Annotated in this window: 20 protein-coding genes; 8 read left to right on the top strand and 12 right to left on the bottom strand. The window is 41.3% G+C overall.

Annotated elements, in window-relative coordinates; genetic code table 11:
• Positions 1–12: 12 nt before the first annotated feature.
• From ACP14Y_RS01135 to ACP14Y_RS01115, 5 genes are all read right to left on the bottom strand, one after another.
• Positions 13–531, bottom strand: coding sequence for a hypothetical protein (locus ACP14Y_RS01135; RefSeq protein ID WP_424961133.1), 519 nt, complete (start codon positions 529–531; stop codon positions 13–15).
• Between the two features lie 30 nt (positions 532–561).
• Entirely contained in the window at positions 562–1,779 is a 1,218-nt protein-coding gene (locus ACP14Y_RS01130) for a serine hydrolase domain-containing protein (protein ID WP_424961132.1), read from the bottom strand.
• Positions 1,780–1,781: 2 nt separating this feature from the next.
• A complete protein-coding gene (locus ACP14Y_RS01125; protein ID WP_424961131.1) occupies positions 1,782–2,588 on the bottom strand; it encodes a helix-turn-helix domain-containing protein in 807 nt (268 codons plus the stop codon).
• Between the two features lie 175 nt (positions 2,589–2,763).
• Entirely contained in the window at positions 2,764–3,492 is a 729-nt protein-coding gene (locus ACP14Y_RS01120) for a head GIN domain-containing protein (protein WP_424961130.1), read from the bottom strand.
• 168 nt (positions 3,493–3,660) lie between these two features.
• Positions 3,661–4,467, bottom strand: a complete 807-nt coding sequence (locus ACP14Y_RS01115) for a M57 family metalloprotease (protein WP_424961129.1) — start codon at positions 4,465–4,467, stop codon at positions 3,661–3,663.
• Positions 4,468–4,729: 262 nt separating this feature from the next.
• Between ACP14Y_RS01115 and ACP14Y_RS01110 the strand changes: the two genes are divergently transcribed.
• From ACP14Y_RS01110 to ACP14Y_RS01090, 5 genes are read left to right on the top strand one after another with little or no spacing between them, the layout of a single operon-like run.
• Entirely contained in the window at positions 4,730–5,467 is a 738-nt protein-coding gene (locus tag ACP14Y_RS01110; protein ID WP_424961128.1) for an electron transfer flavoprotein subunit beta/FixA family protein, read from the top strand.
• Between the two features lies 1 nt (position 5,468).
• Positions 5,469–6,419: an electron transfer flavoprotein subunit alpha/FixB family protein gene (locus ACP14Y_RS01105; RefSeq protein ID WP_424961127.1), complete on the top strand. Its 951-nt coding sequence runs from the start codon at positions 5,469–5,471 to the stop codon at positions 6,417–6,419.
• On the top strand, positions 6,419–7,000 hold the full coding sequence (locus ACP14Y_RS01100) for a bifunctional nuclease domain-containing protein (RefSeq protein ID WP_424961126.1): 582 nt from the start codon (positions 6,419–6,421) through the stop codon (positions 6,998–7,000). Before ACP14Y_RS01105 ends, ACP14Y_RS01100 begins: the two co-directional genes overlap by 1 nt.
• Positions 7,001–7,002: 2 nt before the next feature.
• Entirely contained in the window at positions 7,003–8,313 is a 1,311-nt protein-coding gene (locus ACP14Y_RS01095) for a NupC/NupG family nucleoside CNT transporter (protein ID WP_424961125.1), read from the top strand.
• A 2-nt stretch (positions 8,314–8,315) separates the two neighbouring features.
• The gene (locus ACP14Y_RS01090; protein ID WP_424961124.1) at positions 8,316–9,179 is read left to right on the top strand and encodes an FKBP-type peptidyl-prolyl cis-trans isomerase; all 864 of its coding nucleotides are present in this window, start codon (positions 8,316–8,318) and stop codon (positions 9,177–9,179) included.
• A gap of 6 nt (positions 9,180–9,185) precedes the next feature.
• Here ACP14Y_RS01090 and ACP14Y_RS01085 read toward each other — a convergent pair whose 3' ends face one another.
• From ACP14Y_RS01085 to ACP14Y_RS01065, 5 genes are all read right to left on the bottom strand, one after another.
• A complete protein-coding gene (locus tag ACP14Y_RS01085) occupies positions 9,186–10,484 on the bottom strand; it encodes a hypothetical protein (RefSeq protein WP_424961123.1) in 1,299 nt (432 codons plus the stop codon).
• Entirely contained in the window at positions 10,450–10,989 is a 540-nt protein-coding gene (locus ACP14Y_RS01080) for a hypothetical protein (protein WP_424961122.1), read from the bottom strand. The genes ACP14Y_RS01085 and ACP14Y_RS01080 overlap by 35 nt, the downstream gene beginning before the upstream one ends.
• Positions 10,979–11,509: an RNA polymerase sigma factor gene (locus tag ACP14Y_RS01075; protein ID WP_424961121.1), complete on the bottom strand. Its 531-nt coding sequence runs from the start codon at positions 11,507–11,509 to the stop codon at positions 10,979–10,981. Before ACP14Y_RS01075 ends, ACP14Y_RS01080 begins: the two co-directional genes overlap by 11 nt.
• A gap of 129 nt (positions 11,510–11,638) precedes the next feature.
• Entirely contained in the window at positions 11,639–13,255 is a 1,617-nt protein-coding gene (gene pckA, locus ACP14Y_RS01070) for a phosphoenolpyruvate carboxykinase (ATP) (protein WP_424961120.1), read from the bottom strand.
• A gap of 74 nt (positions 13,256–13,329) precedes the next feature.
• Complete coding sequence (locus ACP14Y_RS01065; RefSeq protein ID WP_424961119.1) at positions 13,330–14,817, bottom strand: sodium:solute symporter family protein; 1,488 nt, start codon at positions 14,815–14,817, stop codon at positions 13,330–13,332.
• Between the two features lie 344 nt (positions 14,818–15,161).
• On the opposite strand from ACP14Y_RS01065, the gene thrA reads away from it, so the two are divergent.
• From thrA to thrC, 3 genes are read left to right on the top strand one after another with little or no spacing between them, the layout of a single operon-like run.
• Positions 15,162–17,591, top strand: coding sequence for a bifunctional aspartate kinase/homoserine dehydrogenase I (thrA, locus tag ACP14Y_RS01060; protein WP_424961118.1), 2,430 nt, complete (start codon positions 15,162–15,164; stop codon positions 17,589–17,591).
• Between the two features lie 5 nt (positions 17,592–17,596).
• Positions 17,597–18,526, top strand: coding sequence for a homoserine kinase (locus ACP14Y_RS01055; protein WP_424961117.1), 930 nt, complete (start codon positions 17,597–17,599; stop codon positions 18,524–18,526).
• Positions 18,523–19,794: a threonine synthase gene (gene thrC, locus ACP14Y_RS01050; RefSeq protein WP_424961116.1), complete on the top strand. Its 1,272-nt coding sequence runs from the start codon at positions 18,523–18,525 to the stop codon at positions 19,792–19,794. Before ACP14Y_RS01055 ends, thrC begins: the two co-directional genes overlap by 4 nt.
• Before the next feature lie 52 nt (positions 19,795–19,846).
• Here the strand turns inward: thrC and ACP14Y_RS01045 are convergent, their stop codons facing one another.
• Positions 19,847–20,641 (bottom strand): hypothetical protein, encoded by a 795-nt coding sequence (locus ACP14Y_RS01045; protein ID WP_424961115.1) that lies wholly within the window; start codon positions 20,639–20,641, stop codon positions 19,847–19,849.
• Positions 20,642–20,853: 212 nt separating this feature from the next.
• The gene (locus ACP14Y_RS01040) at positions 20,854–21,492 is read right to left on the bottom strand and encodes an FMN-binding negative transcriptional regulator (RefSeq protein ID WP_424961114.1); all 639 of its coding nucleotides are present in this window, start codon (positions 21,490–21,492) and stop codon (positions 20,854–20,856) included.
• Between the last annotated feature and the right edge of the window lie 154 nt (positions 21,493–21,646).

Below are 21,646 nucleotides of genomic sequence, written 5' to 3'. Positions count from 1 at the left end.
GATAAATTCGGATTAATCCTTCAAGCAGAAAATACCGGTAAAGTTTCCGTTTACGGTGTTTTCACCGTCGAGAGTCGCATCCATTCGTCCGGTTACTTCTGTATCTGTAATGGTTAGGATTTCCACGGCTCCAATAGAGGCAATATTGTTTACTGCACCATCAGGATTAAATAGCGTAACTGTTTGGCCACTGAAAGTGCTTAAGTCAAGAGATAGCTCATATATTCCTACTTCTGCTGGAGCAAAGAAAAAGACACTCACCTCATCTCCAAAACCAAAAAAATCGCAAACATCAGTGAATTCCTCACTTGCATGGTAAAGGTCAAATGAAATCATCTGTTCACCTTCTATTGTTGTTTCTTCGACGGTTCCCTCTCCAAACGTAAACGATAACCCATCGATGGTTCCCTGAAGGTTTTGGTCAATGAAGTCATACGATGGGCCTGAATCATCATCCCCTCCACAAGAGGTGATTACTAGTATTGAGCAGAGGCTAAAGGAAATCAAGATTAACCTGATTGAAGTTTTCATAGCGTTTATGGTTTTTTGTAAAGTTACGCTTTACTTCGAATTATTCCTGCTAAGAATAAATTGCTCCACCATCGGGATGATAGTATCGAAAAGCTCAAATCTACCCTGGATGCCTGTTTTATTCATCGTGATAGCAAAAACCAAATCGTATTGCGGATAAACAACCAGTAGGGCCAGTCCACCAACAGCCATACCTCCATGGTGTATGACTTCCACCTTAATGTTTCCATTGAAATACCTCTCGGAGAAATCATGACGCCAACCGAGCGCATAGTTTTGCTCATTGATTGAACCATCGTTTAATCGCTGGGGCGTGACAAGTGCTTCGCTGGTGGCTTTACTTAGAAATGCTGTATCCAGCAATGCATTGCCTGCCCGAACAAGATCGGATGGGGTGGATACAAATCCACCGCCTGCCCATTTGTTGCTTAGATTTAATGCATAGGCATCCTTGAATTTTTCAGTAGTTGTTTCGTAAGGCATGGACTTTTTCGTTTGGTTCCTACGTTTGTCTGCCGCTGTATTCTCCATCTGCAAGGGGCTGAATACATATTCTCCCATGTAGCTAAGAAAGTTTCTTCTGGTGGCCCTTTCCATTGCCAGGCTTAATGCAGTGAAGTTGTAAGTGCTATAGGAAAAAGATTCACCGGGCTCAAAGAGAAGGGCGTCTTTTTCAAAGTAAACAACACTTTGTGCGATTGACTGAAATTCTTCATTGCTATAATATTCCCATAAGGGGAAACAAAAACATACGCTGTAATTCCTTATTCCAGACTGATGGGAAGCAAGCTGACTGATCGAGATGTTAGGTTTGTTTTGAAATAATCCGGTGTAATACTGAACAGAAGAATCTAAATGAATCAGTCCTTCTTCAACCATTTTTCCCAAACCCAAAGATGTTAGCGCCTTGGAAACACTGCCAATGCGATACTGAGAGCTGGTATCCGCGGGTATTTTGTTTTCTAAATCCATGAAGCCAAGTGCGTAAGACCAGACCATTCTTCCCTGAATCATGGCGGCAACTGAGATTGAGGGTGCTTTGCTAAGCGATATAATAGTATCCAGATGTTGTTTGGATGCTTCGATTGCTTCCCGATAATTCGAATCTTCAATACCTGCAAAAGAAACCTTACTTCGATTCTCAGGAATTTGCCGCCATCCAAAATTCCAATCAATGATTGGTTGAAAAAGGACATAGATTACCCATGTAAGGCTTGAGAGCCCTACTATAATAAGGAGCTTTTTCATGGTTAGTGTGTTTTTAAGCGTTCGGATTTAATATACTCATACCCTTTGAAAAGCAGTATGACTTCCAGAATGATGGCCGGGATGAGCATAATATAGCCCATTAAGAAGCCAACCACGAGAAGAAAACAAGCTCCGGCTATGATTTCAATAATTCCAGCAGCCTTGGCAAGAATCCCCATTCCGTCCTGCAGTCTCATCAGGCCAATTCCCAAGAGGATCCCAATAACTCCAACAGACATGGATTCACCTACTCCAATCATGATAAGGTTTGCTTCACTGATATTGATATACAATGAGAAAATGTCAAGAAGGGTGATAAAGGCGAATAATCCTATCATGATGTATGATGATATTTTCAGCAAATAGTTATTGAAAAAATCAGAAAGACGGATGAATCCATACAGGAAAATAGAATATGAAATAAAATAAAGCAGCTTCATCGGAATGTAGAATATAGGAGATACATCAATGTCGCCTGACTCGTATCGATCAACTTCCAGGGCACCATCTATAAATCCCACCACGAAGTATACAATACCTGCAATCCATGCTACTTGCAGCCAAGACTGCAATGAGTTAAAATATTCAGCTGATTTTGTGGGTCTGGTCTTTTCTTTGAATTCTTCGATATCTATCTCCAATGCTGATAGTAATATTTTCACTGTAGATAGCCGAGGTGTCACTTCACCAGACTCTATGCGCTGTATGGTTCTGACACTGACATTGCAGGCTTCTACTAACTCTTCTTGTGTCATGTTCCGTTGCTGACGCAATTCAATTAACTTTTGTCCAAGTTCGGGTTGTTTCATTTTTTGATCTTTTCGGCAATAGTATTCCGAAGCTACATGTATTCGCAAATAAATGAATTACAATTCACCCGTCATTCACCCGTCATTCATTTAGGAGGGCTTTGAAAAAAAAAACCACCCCGATAATCTCGGGGTGGCTACTATTATGATACGTATTAGTATGAAGAGGATTCATTTAATACGTACGCTCCACCTTACCTAATCCATGTTCTTTTTTTGTGACCTTCTTCGTATTTCCTTTAAATAGAATTTTTCCATCGCCATAAATTTTGGCCTCTAGTTGATCTTTCACATTGATCTCCATATCTCCAGATCCGGTTAGAGATGCATCTGCTGTTTTTAGGTCCAGCTTATAAGCTTCAATTTTTCCATACCCGGAAAGTGAAATTTCCGCTCGGTCTGCATATCCGGTGAGCTTTACCAATCCACTCCCTGAGTTGGTAATGCTCAGAATCTCTCCTTTGATGTCTGCCTCCAATGTTCCTGATCCTGAGTTGGTTAATGTTAAGTCCTTTGAAGAAATCGAGTTTTCAGTGATCAGCTTGCCATTACCGTTGACATTAAGGGCATTAATATTTCTCATAGAAATAAATATATCCAGCTTCGGAGCGATTTTGATATCATCAATCTGCTCCCAGATGCTTTTGCTTTTCTCATCTCGGTTGACATTGATAGTCAGTGCTCCATTAGAAATCTTAAACTCTGAGATATCCATGATCTCCTTCAAAGCATGAACTTCAATTTTGGTTTCATTGGATTGCTTGAGGTAAATGGTGTAGCGAGCATTCAAATGAATGGTGTGGAAGTCATCCACAATTTCAACGTCTTCTTTGATGACCTGTGATTGCGCCAGAATAAGTGCTGGTGATAATATGATTGCAAGTATTGTAAGTAGCTTTTTCATCGTTAGCATTTTATGCTTGATGTTGCTAACGGTATGCCAAAGCTGATTTTTGACGGTATAATGGTCCTTGCTGTCAATTTTAATCTCAATATGAGAATGCCAGTTTGATTTTGAGAAAAAAAAGGCGCAGAAATCTGCGCCTTTTGAAAAGTAGATTTGAACAGAAATTTAATAGACGTATCCTAACGCCGTTTTATCATCGTTAGTGAATGGACGATCACCTTCAGGGCTGCCACATGCAAGCATCCAGCTATTGGCACTAGGTCCGGTAGGAGTGCCCGGGATATGATTAGCACCAACACCGCCATCTCCTTCGTTATCCGGAGCACCACCACAGCTATAGCTTCTGTCCATGTAGTCTGTATGACGGAAGCCAATGCAATGTCCCATTTCATGAGCAATGGTAGTGGCTAATCCATTGATGTTTGAAACATTGTCATAGTACCCTCTTGTCATAAGGATCGTTCCATATGGGTCTCCATTTTCAGGGAATCCGGCAGATCCTAAAATTCCAAACCAATAGTAATACCAAGGGGATGCTCTGATGGTGATATCAGCCTGGCTAGAGCTCGTTACTCGATTGAATGTAAGATTTAGGTTCTCAGAATTGTAGCGAGCAATTGCTATGTCCGTCGCTTGAGCATACTTGGTGGGCATACTCCTTACATACACATTGATTGTACGAGGCGTGCCTGTTACCAGATTGTCTGTGTGATAATGCTCTTCAACTGGAAGACCATTACTTGGAGACATTTTTTCCAGCTGATCCAGAGTGATGCGAATGTCACCCTCAATAAAGAGAATGTCATTGTACATTTTCACCTCATTGGCGTTGAAACCCAGATCAGCAACTTTTGCCAAGACATCACTTGGGACTTCTTGTAGTTGAGGTTGTTGTTCTTCATTGCTGTCCTGGCAGGCCCATAGCACTACCAGAGCAAGGGCGAAGACACCCAGCTTCATTAATCTTCTCATAATACGTTTAAAATTTGGTTCTTAGGGTTGAAGGTAAAAAATTGTAGGGAATTATAAAACCATTGCGAAAGAAAATAGAGTAAATCTTCTGTATTATCGAAATAAAAATAGACGCATTGGTAGAGTCTGGTTCTGTTTTACAAAAAGCGAATGAATTGGCTTCCCAAATTGACCATAATTACTAACTTCGAGGTTCGAAAAAATGAGGAGTTGAACCGTTTTACTTCTCACTTGTTTCTTACTAAAACACTCAGATAGATAAATGAAAATATTAGTTTGTATTACGCATGTGCCTGATACTACTTCTCGCATTGCGTTCACTGATGGAGATACCAAATTTGACAAAAATGGGGTGCAATTCATCATTGGTCCATATGATGACTATGCCCTTGCAAGAGCAGTAGAGCTTAAAGAGCAAACAGGCGGGAGCATCACTGTATTGAACGTAGGTGAAGCCGAGACAGAGCCAACCATTAGAAAAGCACTCGCTATTGGCGCTGACGATGCGATCAGGATCAATGCTTTCCCGGAAGATGGATTATTTGTAGCTAAGCAGATTGCTGCTGTAGCCAAAGATGGTGGGTATGACCTAATCTTAATGGGCCGTGAGTCAATAGATTTTAATGGTGGCCAGGTCCATGGAATGGTAGGTGAGCTTTTAGGTATTCCGTCGGTTTCACCAGTGATGACATTGGATATTGAAGGTGAAACTGCCAAGATCACCAGAGAAATAGAAGGGGGTAAAGAATACATGGAATTGCCATTGCCATTTGTTGCAGGGTGTCAGGAGCCGATCGCTGAATGGAAAATTCCGAATATGAGAGGTATCATGAGCGCACGTACCAAGCCACTCGAAGTAAAAGATCCAACCGGAGATGCTCCTAAAACTAAGGTGAGTAAGTTTGAATTGCCACCAGCGAAGGGAGCTGTGAAGTTGGTAGATCCGGATAATATGGATGAACTAGTAGATTTATTGAAGAACGAAGCAAAAGTGATATAACATGGCAGCATTAGCATTTGTAGAATTAGACGAAGGAAAAGTAAAGAAATCATCTCTTGAGGCGGTTAGCTATGCTCATGCTGTTGCAGGAGAGGTCACAGCGATCGTTTTTGGTCAAACTGATGATATGGATGTCATTGGCAAAGCAGGAGCGAGCAAGGTATTAAATGTAACAGATGAAAAGCTGGCATCACCAAACATTATGGCGTATGCTTCGGCAATAGCAGAGGCAATGAATCAGGAAGGATCTGACCTGTTGGTGCTAGCTAAAAGCTCCTTAGGTGATCCTGTGTCGGCAAGGGTATCGATCAAAGTAGATGCGTCATTAGCTTCTAATGTGGCTGATCTGCCAGATACATCCAGCGGATACGCGGTTAAGAAAAGTATTTATACAGGCAAGGCATTTGCAAATACCACGCTGGAAGGTGATAAAAAGATCATCATTATCAAGAAAAATGCGATAGCTATCAAAGAAGATGGTGGATCACCAGAGGTGGTGGCATTTTCACCTACCATTAATGATGCTGATTTTACGGTAAAAACGACGAAGACAGAGAAAGCAGAAGGAGATATTTTGCTTCCTGAAGCAGATTTGGTAGTGTCGGGTGGTAGAGGTCTTAAGGGTCCTGAAAACTGGGGTATGATTGAAGAGCTAGCTAAAACGCTGGGAGCTGCAACTGGATGTAGTAAGCCGGTTTCGGACATGGACTGGAGACCACACCACGAGCACGTTGGGCAAACGGGAATAAAAGTAAGTCCTTCATTGTATATTGCTATAGGAATATCCGGAGCGATCCAGCATTTAGCAGGGGTGAATTCATCTAAATACATTCTTGTTGTAAATAAAGATCCTGAAGCTCCGTTTTTTAAAGCTGCAGATTACGGTGTTGTTGGAGATGCCTTTGATGTAGTTCCAAAACTTACTGAAGCAATCAAGAAGGCACAAGGTTAATGGCCGACGATAAAATAAAGTTAGAGATATTGGGACTGTCCTCTAGTCAGTCCCAATCTGGCTCTTTTGCATTGGTGTTAGGAGAGTCCGGGGGGAATAGAAGACTTCCAATTATCATTGGCATGTTTGAAGCTCAGGCTATTGCGATTGAGATCGAGAAAATCGTACCTAACAGGCCAATGACTCACGACCTATTCAAAGCCTTTTCACACAATTTTGATATTTCTATTAAAGAAGTTTATATATCAGACCTCAAAGAAGGGGTATTCTTTGCGCGCATTATTTGTGAGCATGACGGTAAGGTCTTTGAAATAGACTCTCGTCCTTCGGATGCTATTGCAATCGGTCTACGCTTCAATGTTGATTTCTATACCAATGAAAACATTCTTACGGAGGCCGGAATCGTACTGACGGAGGAATATGAGGAAGAAATAGCCCAACAGGAAGTATCTAAGCCAGAGAAAACTAGTCTTGAAGATCTTTCTTCCAGCGAATTAGAAAAACTTCTTAATGAGGCGCTGGATAAAGAAGACTATGAAAAAGCAGCCCGGATCAGGGATGTGCTGAATAAGCGAAACTAACCATGGATTACATAAGAGGAATAGCCGGATTGATTGGCTTGGTTGCAATTGCCTGGGCGTTTTCCGGTAGTAGAAAGCAAATTGACTTTCGCCTGGTAGGTATTGGAATTGCCATCCAGGTAATTATTGGTTTATTAATAGCCAATGTTGAGTTTGTCAATCAGCTTTTTTCATGGATGAGTGCCGGGTTCGTTAAGTTCTTGAATTTCGGGCTGAAGGGAGCGGAGTTTTTATACGGAGACCTGGCGAAGAACAGTGAAGCAGTTGATGCAAAACATAATCTTGGATTCCTGTTTGTCTTCCAGGCACTTCCTACAGTCATCTTCTTTTCCTCTGTAACTGCTGGCCTCTATTATCTTGGGCTTTTGCAGAAAATCGTTTACGGATTTGCATGGGTTATGGCCAAAACCATGCGGCTGTCAGGTGCTGAAAGTTTATCAGCTGCAGGAAATATCTTTTTGGGTCAAACAGAAGCACCTCTTCTGGTACGTCCCTTTATTGGAAAGATGACAAGATCTGAGCTAAACTGCCTGATGACAGGGGGTATGGCCACCATTGCCGGAAGTGTGCTTGGAGCTTATGTGTCTTTTCTGGGAGGTGGAGACCCTGCTCAGCAGCAAATTTTTGCGACCTACCTCTTAAGTGCATCAATAATGAATGCGCCTGCAGCAATAGTGATGGCCAAGATCTTTTTGCCTGAAGATGAGCCGGAAAAAATCGACAGTAGTTTAAAAGTCAACAAAGAAAATATTGGAGTAAACCTGGTGGATGCCTTAGCCAGAGGAGCATCTGATGGGGTGAAACTCGCCTTAAACATTGCAGGGATGCTACTGGCTTTTATAGCTGTAATATTTGCATTGAACTGGATTTTAGTGGATGGGATTGGAGAATTGACCGGACTGAATGAGTTTGTTATTCGAACTACCGATGGTGCTTTCGAAGGCTTCTCTCTTCAGTATATACTTGGTCAGGTATTCAGAGTGTTTGCTTTTATAATGGGCGTGGAATGGGCTGAGACAATCAAAGTTGGCAGCCTATTGGGTCAGAAGACTGTGATCAATGAATTTGTGGCATACTTAAGTCTGGCTGACATGAAATCTGCCGGTTTACTATCAGAAAAATCAATTATTATTTCTACCTATGCATTATGCGGTTTCGCAAATTTTAGCTCAATTGCCATTCAAATAGGAGGAATCGGAGGGATGGCTCCCAACAGGCAAGGAGATCTTTCTAAGCTTGGATTGCGAGCCTTGGTAGCGGCTACACTCGCAACTATGATGACAGCAACCATTGCTGGAGCTTTATTTGGATAATTATGAAAAAACTTATTCTTCTTTTATCAATTTTTTCCATTTCACTTTTGTTTAGCTGTGGGAGTGATGATGGCGATTCAGTATCCTTTGAAGAGCAACTAGCCAGAGATATCGAAATTATTGATCAGTATTTAGCTGATAACAACATTAATGCGACGGTTCACGAGTCGGGTATAAGGTATACTTTAAATAACGCTGGTAACAGCATGTTGCCATCAATTGGAGATGATATAGCAGTAAAATATGCTGGTTACTATTTTGATGGAACGTTACTTGGCAGTGATACAATAGGTCTTACTTTTACTTTAGATACTGGCATTATCGTTGCATGGTTAGAAATGCTTTCTGAGATAGGAGAGGGTGGGGAAATAACTTTCTATGCTCCATCCGGATATTGTTTTGGTGCACAAGGAAATGGAGTAGTACCACCGAATACAAATCTTATTTACAATGTGGAGCTTTTGGGAGTGATCGATAGTGAAGAAGAGCAGCTCGACATAGATACCTTAATAATAGATGAATATTTACAGGAAAGTGGAATTGATTATGAGGTGGATTTATCTGGCATAAGGTATCAAATCTTAGCAGAAGGAACAGGCGCATCACCAACCGTAAATGATAACGTATTTGTTAAATATGAAGGTGCTTTCTTAAATGGAAATGTATTTGATTCAAATTCCACCGGTGTTCAGTTTGGACTTCAAAATTTGATCGAGGCGTGGAAAATCATGATTCCAACAATGAAAGAAGGAGGAAAAATTAAGATTTTCGCCCCTTCAGAATATTGTTATGGTCCTGCGGGAAATCAAGCCATTCCTCCAAACACAATTTTAACGTTTGAAATAGAGCTGATTGAAGTGAGGTAAAGCGAACTAGTTTAACCTTACATCTACTTCATATCCTTTTACGGTAATATTTACTGAGCTTCCACTTTTGTTTTTAGAGTGAACTTCCACCTCCAGCTGGTCTCCGTCTTTGATGTATCTTCTCACGTCAACTGAGGATTCATCATATTCGACCTTACCGTATTTCACATTCGTTTTTAGGATGAATGAAGCATTTCTTACCCCAATTAATGAATCAATGTATTTACCATCAATAAATATTTCGGTGGCCCCAGCACTCAGTGCTTCTATTTCAACTTCATCTTCATAAGCATTTAACTGGAAGCTGGTTTCAAGACTCTCGATTGTGTGATTGCCGTATTTTGAATTCATGCTTTTGAAACGACCAAGTGTACCAATGTCTGTTTCATCTTCATAAGATTGGTTAAAAGTGAGCGAACCTGCACGATCGATTTCAAACTTACTGTATTTACTATTCGTCAAAATCAACGACTGAACCTCTTTAATCTCCATATCCATTTCATAGAACTCAAGTTCTCCTTCTCCCAGCCTTTCGGTGATCTCAATCTCTCCATACTTAAAATTTCCAGATATTTCATTTATTGATCCGATCTGGTAATCAGACTCGTATGATGTCGCTTCAATTGTACCTGACTCGTTTATTTCAAGGTTGGAATACTTCGCATTCAGCACGAGAGTTCCAACGATTCGTGCATCAATTTCCTGCTCATAAATCTCAAACTCTGCATTACCAATTTGTTGAATAGAAGCCGTTCCGTACTTTAAGTTGAAGGTTCCTTTCTCTATGTTATCCGCCTCAAGTTCGCCTGAATATTGTTTGAATTCAATGTTTTTGAAGGAGCCAATTAATCGAACATCTTCGTACGAATTGTTTATGATATAGTCATTCGCTCCGGGTGCTTTTATCTTATAGCTCACCTTTAGTTCATCATCTCCATAAGAAACCTGAATACCAACATGCTTACCTCCAATCTGAATTTTATTTGGAATATCCAGGTCACTATCAATGAGTAGTTCTGTGGCACCTTTTTCAATGTGGTCTTTCACATTTTGTTCAAAATCATCAAGAAACGCCTGAATCTTATCAGTCATTTTCCCGTCGTATCGAACTATTGCTTCTACTTCCACCTGTGGCTTATCCCATGTTTGCACTACAAGCTCAGTGTATTTGGCTTGGATGTTGATTTTATCTGAGGGTGAGACATCTACCGTCACTTTTGCAGATCTGGTTTCTCCATCGTTATTGCGGGCACTCGCACTCCAGATTAAACTACATGCGAATGCTATCAGTATCAGTTTCTTCATTGTCTTTGAATTTATTTGCCCTTTTTATTTCTAACTCTAATTTTCTAAGCAGTTTAATTTTCTTTTCGTAGTAGTCGACTAAAACGCCCACAAGCTGTTCTTCATTGATCTTCCCAATGTCCTGACGATACAATTTGTTTACCTCATCCAATGTTTTCAACTCCTCCTGTATCCACTGAAAATCTTCATTTGACTTAAGTTCTTTCATAGGAATATTAGCTTCGAGTTGGTTGATTTGAGAGACATAATTGTCCTCTAACTCTCTGTACTCTGTAGAAATATCACCCAGTGAAGCGAGCTTATCCACCGTGTTTTGAAGGGAGATGTTGTGAATCAACAAACCAACTGAGGTAGTAATGAAAATAACTGCAGCCACTTTCCACCATGAAAGCTTTACGGACTTTTCATTTTTCCATTCTTGTTTGATTCCATCCCATAGATCTGGTGGTGGAGAGTCAATATCCAGATTTTCTTTTCGTTTTTTAATTAAGTCTTCAATATTCATAATGATGTTGAAGTTTATTTTTTAACAATTTTTTGGCGTGCCTGAATTGCGTTTTTGATGTTGATTCAGATATGCCCAATTCCTCAGCTATTTCTTTATGCTTGAATCCTTCCAGAAGATGCAGGCTAAGGATTGTTCTGCATCCATCCGGTAGTTCTTTAATTGCTCTGTGCAGCGTTTTATCATCTATGAGTTTATCATCTACTTCTTCTGATTCGAGTTGGTTTTGATTTTCAAGGTCTTCAAAATGGAATTTCTTTTTTCGTACATATTCCAACCCCATATTCACCACAATACGCTTTAGCCATCCTGCAAAAGCCTTTGGCTCTTCCAGATCATCAATTCGCCTGAAAGCTTTTACAAATGCCTCCTGGAGGAGATCCTTGGCTACCTCCTGGTCATTGGTAATTCTGGTTAGCGTGTTGTACATAGCTTTTGAATAACTGTTATACAGATTGAAAGCCGCCAATTCATTGCCTTTCTTTAACTGGTTAATCCATACTATTTGCGTATCTGTCACAGGTTAATTGGCGTTTTCTATGGGTAGGATGTGAATAATTCTCAAAGGTTGTATGATAAGTTAGAGATTTTTGCGCATAAAAAAACCCTGTGCTATGAACACAGGGTCTTATTCCATAATCGATTACAATTACTTATAACTATGATTTTCTTTGGGAGCGCCAGCCATGATTTCATCATTAGCAAACTCCTCAAACTTCTTGAAGTTTTCTATAAAACGAGAGGCAAGATCATTTGCTTTCTCATAGAAACCTTTATCGTTTTTCCAGGTTTCCCGTGGGCTTAAAATCTCGTTTGGAACCCCAGGGCAGGTTGTTGGAATTTCCGCACCAAAAATAGAGTGAGTTCGGTACCCTGCATTTTCCAGCTGACCATTCAAAGCTGCTGTAATCATCGCTCGGGTGTACTTCAGGCTAATTCTATTTCCTACACCATAAGGCCCACCTGTCCACCCAGTGTTTACTAGCCATACATTTACCTCATGCTTGTCCATTTTTTCACCAAGCATCTCTGCATACTTGGTTGGGTGTAATGGAAGGAATGGAGCTCCAAAACATGCTGAGAACACAGGCTCTGGCTCAGTCACCCCGGCTTCTGTTCCGGCTACTTTGGAGGTGTATCCTGAGATAAAGTGATACATAGCCTGTCCTTTATTTAGTCGCTGAATAGGAGGAATCACACCGAAGGCATCACAGGTAAGGAAGAAAATATTCTTTGGTATACCTCCGATGGAAGGCTCCATCGCATTTCTTATGTGATGGATCGGGTAGGAGGCTCGTGTGTTTTCTGTCACACAAGCATTTTCATAATCAACCTCTCTGGTTCCCTCCTTAAATCTGGTATTCTCAAGAATGGCTCCATACCTGATCGCGTTGAAGATGTCAGGTTCCTTCTCCTCTGTAAGATCAATCACTTTTGCATAGCATCCACCCTCAAAGTTGAATACGTTCTTTTCTGTCCAGCCATGTTCATCATCTCCAATCAAAAGTCTGTTAGGATCAGCGGAGAGTGTGGTTTTTCCTGTACCGGAAAGACCGAAGAATATCGAGGTGTCTTTATGTTCAATGCCCATGTTGGCAGAGCAGTGCATGCTTAGTACACTTTGCTCATGCGGGAGCATGTAATTTAGTACAGAGAAAATGCCCTTCTTCATCTCACCAGAATATGCGGTTCCACCTATGAGGATCATGCGCTTGGTGAAGTTGATGATTGCAAAGTTCTCTTGCCGCGTGCCATCAGTTTCTGGGTCAGCCTGAAACTCAGGAATACATAGAATAGTGAAATTTGGATCGAACTCTTTGATCTTATATTCATCCGGACGAAGGAACATGTTATAAGCAAACAAATTGTGCCAAGCCATGGTGTTGATGACCCGAACCCTTAACCTATGAGTTTTATCAGCTCCTGCATATGCCTCACGAACATACACTTTTTTGTCTTCCAGGAACTTGACCATCTTGTCATACAACTTGTCAAAGTTCTCTTCGGAGAACGGGATGTTAATGTTGCCCCACCAAACAGAATCTTTCGTTTTGGCATCTTCAACTACAAATCGGTCTTTTGGGGATCTACCAGTGAATTTGCCAGTGTCACACATCAGAGCACCAGTAGAAGTAAGTATGCCCTCACCGTTTTTCAAGGTCTCTTCAATGAGTTCAGATTGACTCAAATTCCAATGAGCCTCCTTTACTTTAATTCCAAGGTTAGAAAGATCACTCTTGCTGGATTTTACGCCGTATTCTTGCATATTTTTAGGGGTATTTTTAATAATATATCCTGTCCTGAGGTAGGACTCAAACGTTTGCGCGAATTTACTCGAACTCAGTCTTTCTCGAAAAAAGGATCGACTATTTCTTTTGGAGTAGGCTTAGTTAAAAGGCTGACAACTACCAGAGCCACGATGGAAGCTATAAGAGCAGGGATAGCCACCATCTTAGAATCGTATGGGAATGACATAAATCCAAGATCAAGAACGACTCCACTTCTATTCAAGACTTCAATAACGATTACTGAAAGCATTCCAGCAAGAATGGAAGCAATTCCTCCTTGTTTGGTTACACGTTTCCAGAAGAAGGTAGCTAGTAGTGGTGGAGCTAATGCTGCACCAATCATCGTATATGAGATGAATGCCATCGATAAGATTTCCTCAAATTGGGTCATGATGAGGTACGCAATGAATCCCAAAATAATGATAGCACTTCGCTGTATGATAAGCTTTGTTTTATCAGAAGCTCCTTTGATGAAATACTTTTCTAAGATATCCCTCGAAATATTGGTTGATGTAACCATCAAAAAGGTATTTCCAGTGGAAAGAATAATAGCAGCACCACCGGCAAATAGTAAAGAACCAACAAAGGCAGGTAGCTGCTCAAATCCAATTCGTAAAATGATTTCCTCTGACATTGGCGCATTTACAGTTCCATCCGGCATGAAAAATCTTGGGTCGTGCGCATAGATAGCAAAACCAACCACGGCTAAAAGACACATGAGAAATTCGATCCCAACTACACCGATGAACATCCCCATCACCGCTTTTCTTGCAGCCTTTGCGTCTTTTGCTGATGAAAACTTTTGATATACACTACTTTCACTAAGCATGAGGATAAGTGTTGGAAGCATTATTCCGATATACCACATTGGCTCATGTCCTTCTGTCACTGAGAGGTGATTTGGACTTACTTCATTGATAGTGTTCACCACATTGTCCCAGCCTCCAAAACCAGAAATAGCAAAGGGAACAGCCAGAATGATAGCGGTAATCATGATAATGCCATTGAAAATGTCAATGGAAACAATCGAAACCATTCCCGCAAGGGCTGTAAAGGTTATGATGATAAGAAACGTAATGAATGTTCCTTGTTCCACCGAAATTCCACCTTCAGTTAATATGGAAAGAAACCGACCTCCACCTTTGAATTGGTAGCCTGCAATGATCAAATAGGCAACAATGATGGTAATGGTACCTAGCAAACGAGCAAGAGGGGAGTATCGCTTCTCAAGAATATCAGTAAGCGTATATTGGGAAATTCTTCTGACTCTGGCGGCAATAAAGTAAACAGCCAGAATTCCGATCCATGCTCCCAATGAAAACCAAAGCTCTGAGAACCCCACCTGGAAAGTGAGTCCCGCTGTTCCAAACAAACTTCCCGACCCAATCCAGGTGGTAACCAATGTGCCTACCAAAAGGTAAACCGGTACGTTTCTACCTGCAACTACAAAATCCTCTTCGTTCTTTACTCCTCTACTTTTGTAAATAATGATTCCCGCCAGAATCAAGATGTATCCAATGGTTACAATAAGGTAGGTCATGTTGTTTTTTTGTAATTCCGCCGCAAGATAATGAATATACTATTCACTCGATGGGCCTGTTTTCTTAGTTAGAGGCTTGATGTTTTCTGCTTTATAAGCTCCTTTCCTTTTCTGATGAATAAAGTGAAATTGACTTTCTGCCATAAAAATCTATAAGTTTATTTTGATTCATCACCTACAGTGTTACTTTTGACATCAGATGAAAGCGATCACAACAATTATTATTTCGAGAACGACAGGTACCACCGGGTATCACTGTCAAAAGGAATGGTAATTGCTGAAATATAAATTGTTAACAAAAGCGCCATTCTAAATTAGAATGGCGCTTTTTTTATGTCATACCTATGCAAGTATTGAAATTTGGAGGTACCTCCCTAAAGAATGAAAAGGCCATCAAACAAGTGAAAGCCATTGTGGAAGCACGTGATTCAAATTCCTGTGTGGTGGTTTCTGCTATTGGTCATACCACAGATGAGCTTCAGAAAGTTGCTGACACAGCAAAAAGAGGTGAGAAGGAGTATTTGATTTCCATCGAAGAATTGGAAAGGAATCACTATGGCATTTATCAGTCAATTACGGGTAAGGCGGAATCATCAGAACTTCAGTCTTGTTTTACCCAGCTCAAACGAGTTTGTGAGGGCGTTTATCTGCTGAAGGAGCTCACAGCAAAAAGTCTGGATTTTATTCTCGGGACTGGAGAGTTGGCTTCCTCGATCATTATTTCTGACTACTTCGCCAGTCAAGGAATGGACTCAATCAGACATGATACGAGGAGATTGATTGTCACGGATCATCGATTTGGAGGAGCGAATGTTGATTTCGAAAAAACTGCAGGTCGGTTCAAAGAAAGGGAAAAGAATTTCAGGAAAGTCAATGTATTTCCTGGCTTCATTGCATCAACCGATACGGGAGAGACCACAACACTTGGCAGAGGTGGATCGGATTATACCGCATCCATCATAGCTTCAATATTGAATGCGAAATCGCTCGAAATATGGACAGATGTAGATGGTATCATGACGGCAGATCCTCAGCGAGTAAAACGATCACATACTGTGAGTCAGGTGACTTACGATGAGGCGTTAGAGCTTTCTTACTTTGGTGCCAAGGTGCTTTATCCTCAAAGCATTGAGCCGGTTTTAAAGGCTGGAATTCCAGTTTGGGTGAAGAATACATTCCATCCCGAAAAGCCAGGTACTTTCATTTCCAATGAATACTCGGACGAACACCTTATCAAAGGGATTTCAAGTATTAACGAAGTAACCATTTTATCAATAAGTGGAAGCACGCTTCGAGACAATGCTGGATTTTTTCCACGATTGTTTGGTGGATTAGCTGCAAAAGAAATACCTATCGTATTTATGACGCATAGCAATGCAGGACTCACTGTCACGTTGGGTTTTCAAACCAAACATGCAAGATCGGCTATCCGAACGCTAAAAAAGGAATTTAGCAGCTCTGAAGAAAAGCAGGTCCTAGACTCAATGGATGTCGAAGATGGCTATTCATTGCTTGCTCTTGTTGGATCAAATATGAAGGATCAAATAGGCGTGAGTGGTAACATGTTTAATGTATTGGGAAGAAACGGGATCAGTATTAAGGCGATTTCTCAAGGCTCCTCTGAGCGAAATATTTCAGCCATTATTCCCAAATCAGACCTGGACAAGGCACTCAATGTGCTGCACGAAAGCTTTTTCCTCTCGCTAACCAGACGAATCAACCTGTTCATTATTGGAACAGGGAACGTTGGAAAGGCTTTTTTAGGTCAGATAAGGAAGCAGTTTAGCTTTCTGAAAGAACATCACCACTTAAATATCAAAGTAATTGGTGTGGCAAACTCACGCCAAATGACTTTCGAGAAGGATGGAATTCCATTGTCCAAATGGCAGGATTATCTCAATAAAGGAGAATCGTTTGACAAATCGGCTTTTGTTCAACACATGGTAAATCTTAACTATAGAAACTCGGTCTTCATTGACATCACCGCATCTGCGGATATTTCGTCCATGTATCGGGATATCCTGAAGGAAAGCATTTCTGTGGTTACTCCCAATAAAATAGCTGCTACTCGATCATATGATGAGTATTTAGAATTGAAAGGAGTAGCCAAAAAATTCAAGAGCCAGTTTTACATTGAAACGAATGTCTGTGCGGGACTTCCGATACTATCAACACTACATGACCTGGTGAGAAGTGGTGATCAGGTGAATAAGATGCAAGCGGTACTTTCAGGAACATTGAATTTCCTTTTCAACGAATATGATGGCTCGAAACCTTTTGCGGATGTGATCAGGAAAGCAAAAGATCTTGGTTATACAGAGCCAGATCCGCGACTTGATATTTCCGGTGAAGATGTGATGCGCAAGTTGCTTATCTTGATTCGGGAGAGTGGGTATCCTATGGAGGCCAATCAGATTGCATTAACTTCTTTTCTACCGGAATCTTGTCAGCAAAGCACTGACCTGGATGATTTCTATAAAAAAATTGAATCGGCAGAATCCTACTTTAAAAAGCTTTACGATCAATCAATATCCAATGGTACTCGGTTGAAAGTGGTGGCTGCTTATGAAAACGGGAAGGGAAAAGTACGATTGGAGGAGATACCGGATACTCACCCGTTTTATCATTTGGAAGGAAAAGACAATGTCGTGCTGTTTTATACTAATCGCTATGCGGAACAGCCACTAGTCATTAAAGGGGCAGGGGCAGGAGCGGAAGTTACTGCCTCCGGGATATTTGCGGATGTATTACGAATTGCTCAATCTGATTCCTGATGAATATGGAAAGTATAAAGGTTCATGCCCCGGCCACTGTCGCAAACGTCGGATGCGGTTATGACACCATTGGGTTTGCACTTGATGGCGTATATGAGGAGATCATAGTTTCTAAAAGAAGTGATGATCGTTTGGTTTTACAAGCAATAGAGGGAGCCGACTTATCTCTAGACCCTGAACAAAATGTAGCTACCATAGCTGCCAAGGCTTTATTGGATTATTTTGGCATAAAGGCAGGTTTTGATTTTCACATCAAAAAATTCTTTAAACCGGGTAGTGGTTTAGGATCCAGCGCTTCCAGTGCAGCGGGTGCGGTGTATGCGGTGAATCAATTGCTACCTAACCCCTTAAAGACATCCGAATTGCTACCCTTTGCTTTGGAGGGAGAAGCCTTTGCTTCCAAATGCTACCACGCAGATAATGTAGCACCTTCGTTATTGGGTGGATTTATTGTCATCAGAAGTTATGATCCACTGGACTACTTTGCATTACCCATAGCAGACGAATTGCATGTGCTGATCGTGCGCCCATCTGTTGAGGTCAAGACCTCAGAGGCGAAGGGGATTGTTCCAAAATCTTTGGATATCGCTACTGCTCGTAATCAGTGGGGAAACCTGGCCAGCCTGATTCATGCACTACACGTGAAGGACTGGAGTCGACTCAAAGCTTCTATTGAGGATTTTATCGCTGAGCCGGTAAGAAAGTCCCTGATTCCAGATTATGAGGAAGCAAAAGTCATAGCACATGATCATGAATGTGTGGGCTTCAATATATCAGGATCCGGACCAAGCATGTTTGCCTTGTTCATACAAATGGAACAGATGATCAAAGCGAAGAAAGAAATTAGTGATCTATATGCTAAAAAGGGAATCATATGTGATTTTTTTGAAAGTAGGATGAGCAATCAGGGATGTAACGTAATTGAAGGAAAATGAAGTTTGTAAGTACCACTGGACAAGGACCTGAAGTCTCTTTCAGGGAGGCTGTTTTGAATAACCTTCCAAACGATGGAGGGCTTTATTTTCCAGCGAAGATCCCACGATTGGATCATAGGTTTATTGATGAAATCCCTATGATGCAGCTGTCTGAAATCGCCACCGTGGTACTGTCTAAGTTTTGCAGTGAAGACATTAGCTCTGATGAACTGCAGTCCATTGCGGAAAGAGTCTTTGACTTTCCAATGCCTCTGGTACAGGTGAATGATAAGATTCATAGCTTGGAATTGTTCCATGGACCTACGTTTGCTTTCAAAGACATAGGAGCTAAGTTCCTCGCCGCGTGCCTGGCTCACTTCAATCAAAACGAGAACAAGGAAACCACTGTATTGGTGGCTACTTCTGGAGATACCGGAGGGGCTGTTGCTAACGGCTTTCTGGGAGTCGAAGGAGTGAGGGTGATCATACTATACCCAAAAGGGAAGGTGAGCGAGCTTCAGGAAAAACAGCTAACCACTCTGGGACGGAATATTACAGCACTGGAAGTGGAAGGCACTTTTGATGACTGCCAAAACCTCGTTAAGCAAGCATTCGCAGACAAACAGCTGAATAAAGAGATGCATCTGTCATCTGCCAACTCCATCAATATAGCACGATGGTTGCCACAATCATTATTTTACTATGTGCCGCTTCAGTATGGATTTCGTGATGTAACAATTGCGGTACCTAGTGGCAACTACGGTAACCTTACTTCCGGTGTGTTGGCAATGAAAATGGGTGTACTAATTAAGGAATTTATTGCGGCGAGTAATGCAAATGATGTGGTACCCAGGTATTTGAGATCGGGCGATTATGCGCCTGAAGTTACCATTCCAACCATTGCTAATGCCATGGATGTTTCTGATCCCAGCAACTTCAAACGTTTGCTTTCTCTGTTTAACGGAAGCTTTCAGGAAATAAAGAATCACCTGAATCCATTTACGTCGGATGACAATGCGATTAAGCAAACGATTCGTGAATGCCATAATGAAAACGATTACCTTTTGGACCCCCACAGTGCGATCGCTTATGCTGCACTGCTTGATCCGGATGAAGAAGGGGTATTCCTTGGAACGGCTCACTACTGTAAATTCCTGCCAACCATAAACGAAGCATTAGGGCGGGAAGTAAGCATTCCGGACTTTGCTAAAGATTTGATGGCGCAAAAAAAACAATCGATAGAGATGAAAGCGAACTATGAGCAGTTCAAAGAGTATTTGATTAGTTAGCAACAAAAAACCCTCCTTTGAGGAGGGTTGCCCATAACCGGACTTTCGTGATTTATGATGGACAGTTGGTATCGTTTAGTGTGTTGTCCCAGCAGTGGTATGCCGTATTTTCAAAATAAGCTTCACTTTTAACTCGTCCTTCTCCGGAAGGAGTGTTCCAGTCCACCTCAATAGTATTGGAAGCGTTGGTATCAACAATCACTACACTTCTGTTGTACGTTGCATTTGCATTTGCTCCGTAAGAAATACTGCTTTGATAGTAGTCGCCTTGTTTTTCTACTGTGAATTCTGAGCTGACAATACCAGTCGTATCATCATCTGACCATTCTACAGATAACCACGGGGATGGATTTTCAGGGCTTTCATACAGAGTCCATGATCCGGCATCAGCATTTAAGTTTGATTCTCCTTCAAACCAAACAAAATCTTCAAACGATCCTGCCAGAGAGATATAGCCCGTCCAGTCAACGTCTGACCCGTCTACATCTGCTGTAAGTCTTACAGAATAAGACCCTTTATTTGGTACATTAATGTCATACTCCCATACCCAGAGGTTGGTAGATGATTCATATGTCGCGTCCTGACTTAAGCCGATTTTAAAGGCTGTTACCGGGACAGCCAGGTTTGAGTATAGGATTGCCGAATAGACACCCACGCTGGTAGCGGCGTATGCCCAATTGTTGACCTGCGCAACTCTACCACCTTCTTCTTCAAAGTTGTCGAAGTTGGGAGCCATGCTGGACTCTGGCGGCATATTAGGTTGAGGATCTTGTGTGGATCCGTCATCATCTGAACATGACCAAAGAAGGGTCATCGGTATAAGAATAATTGCTAGTATCTTTTTCATTTTGATTTATGTTTTGATTCGAAGTTATGGGTGCAACCGATATGCCAACTATGAAAAAGTCCTTTTTTAGGTACTAAAATGCACTTTTAACTATATTGCTTTTTCTCAAAATGGTAAAATGGGTAGCGTATTTGAGACTAACTTTTGGAAAGTTCCAAACTTTCCAAAAGGTACTCAGGAGACGCTTAGACCAGGTTGAGGGTATGAAATTGTTATTTTCCCGGATATAAATTCTTAGCTTGTTTTTCCATTTCAGTCGCGATTACTTTTCCATCTTCACCCTGATTCTTCAACTTCCCGATGATATTGTGGTAGCTCTTTTCATCCCGATCCTGGCTGAGTTTAAACACATTATCCATCTCTGTCACTTCTATTTCGAATGCAACAATAGCTTTCATGACTTTATCGAGAAAGGACTTAGGAAGATTGTCATATACAGTGGGAGAGTCCGGGTCGTTGTTTTCAAAATGCATGGAAGTTTTTCTCAACATTTCTTCAAGTGCTGCGCCATCTAAAAATCGGATTGCGCCTCTTGCATGCACGCTCATGTAGTTCCAGGTGGATGCCGTGTGCGGGTCGCTATACCAGGCACCACTTACATAGGTATGATTCCCTGTGAAGACAGCCAGCACCTGATTGTTATGTTGAAAGGCCTTATGATGATCCGTGTTTTTCATGAGGTGCCCCGTGAGAAACTTTCTGCCATCGCGCTCTTCCAGAAAGAGAGGCACCTGAGTCGCTACAGGTTTATTAGCAGGGTCACAGCCGGCGAGAAATGCAAACGGATATTTCTCAATCAATTCTTTGATGGCCTGTTCATTGGGAGCCTTGTGATAGGGGAGATCGTACATGAGGTTTCGTTTGAATGGTGAAGATAGAATAGTTCATAGAATTAGCATATGTAATGCGGACAGACAATGATTGGTGCTGTCCTTAAAATCATAGCTACCATCTTATAGAATTATGGAGATGCTTACGAGATGGGGTGGGTAATTGCTATACTTC

Origin of the sequence: Ekhidna sp., assembly GCF_965247405.1 — a bacterium.
Taxonomy (GTDB): Bacteria; Bacteroidota; Bacteroidia; order Cytophagales; family Cyclobacteriaceae; genus Ekhidna.
This window is presented reverse-complemented; position numbering and strand designations above follow the sequence as displayed.

What these genes read in the sequence shown, in the direction of transcription:
- ACP14Y_RS01105 (WP_424961127.1), top strand. Translation starts at nt 5,469, where the DNA reads ATGGCAGCATTAGCATTTGTAGAATTAGACGAAGGAAAAGTAAAGAAA.
- ACP14Y_RS01130 (WP_424961132.1), bottom strand. Translation starts at nt 1,779, where the DNA reads ATGAAAAAGCTCCTTATTATAGTAGGGCTCTCAAGCCTTACATGGGTA.
- ACP14Y_RS01065 (WP_424961119.1), bottom strand. Translation starts at nt 14,817, where the DNA reads ATGACCTACCTTATTGTAACCATTGGATACATCTTGATTCTGGCGGGA.
- ACP14Y_RS01095 (WP_424961125.1), top strand. Translation starts at nt 7,003, where the DNA reads ATGGATTACATAAGAGGAATAGCCGGATTGATTGGCTTGGTTGCAATT.
- ACP14Y_RS01085 (WP_424961123.1), bottom strand. Translation starts at nt 10,484, where the DNA reads ATGAAGAAACTGATACTGATAGCATTCGCATGTAGTTTAATCTGGAGT.
- ACP14Y_RS01115 (WP_424961129.1), bottom strand. Translation starts at nt 4,467, where the DNA reads ATGAGAAGATTAATGAAGCTGGGTGTCTTCGCCCTTGCTCTGGTAGTG.
- thrA (WP_424961118.1), top strand. Translation starts at nt 15,162, where the DNA reads ATGCAAGTATTGAAATTTGGAGGTACCTCCCTAAAGAATGAAAAGGCC.
- ACP14Y_RS01055 (WP_424961117.1), top strand. Translation starts at nt 17,597, where the DNA reads ATGGAAAGTATAAAGGTTCATGCCCCGGCCACTGTCGCAAACGTCGGA.
- ACP14Y_RS01120 (WP_424961130.1), bottom strand. Translation starts at nt 3,492, where the DNA reads ATGAAAAAGCTACTTACAATACTTGCAATCATATTATCACCAGCACTT.
- ACP14Y_RS01110 (WP_424961128.1), top strand. Translation starts at nt 4,730, where the DNA reads ATGAAAATATTAGTTTGTATTACGCATGTGCCTGATACTACTTCTCGC.
- ACP14Y_RS01100 (WP_424961126.1), top strand. Translation starts at nt 6,419, where the DNA reads ATGGCCGACGATAAAATAAAGTTAGAGATATTGGGACTGTCCTCTAGT.
- thrC (WP_424961116.1), top strand. Translation starts at nt 18,523, where the DNA reads ATGAAGTTTGTAAGTACCACTGGACAAGGACCTGAAGTCTCTTTCAGG.
- ACP14Y_RS01135 (WP_424961133.1), bottom strand. Translation starts at nt 531, where the DNA reads ATGAAAACTTCAATCAGGTTAATCTTGATTTCCTTTAGCCTCTGCTCA.
- ACP14Y_RS01045 (WP_424961115.1), bottom strand. Translation starts at nt 20,641, where the DNA reads ATGAAAAAGATACTAGCAATTATTCTTATACCGATGACCCTTCTTTGG.
- ACP14Y_RS01080 (WP_424961122.1), bottom strand. Translation starts at nt 10,989, where the DNA reads ATGAATATTGAAGACTTAATTAAAAAACGAAAAGAAAATCTGGATATT.
- pckA (WP_424961120.1), bottom strand. Translation starts at nt 13,255, where the DNA reads ATGCAAGAATACGGCGTAAAATCCAGCAAGAGTGATCTTTCTAACCTT.
- ACP14Y_RS01040 (WP_424961114.1), bottom strand. Translation starts at nt 21,492, where the DNA reads ATGTACGATCTCCCCTATCACAAGGCTCCCAATGAACAGGCCATCAAA.
- ACP14Y_RS01125 (WP_424961131.1), bottom strand. Translation starts at nt 2,588, where the DNA reads ATGAAACAACCCGAACTTGGACAAAAGTTAATTGAATTGCGTCAGCAA.
- ACP14Y_RS01090 (WP_424961124.1), top strand. Translation starts at nt 8,316, where the DNA reads ATGAAAAAACTTATTCTTCTTTTATCAATTTTTTCCATTTCACTTTTG.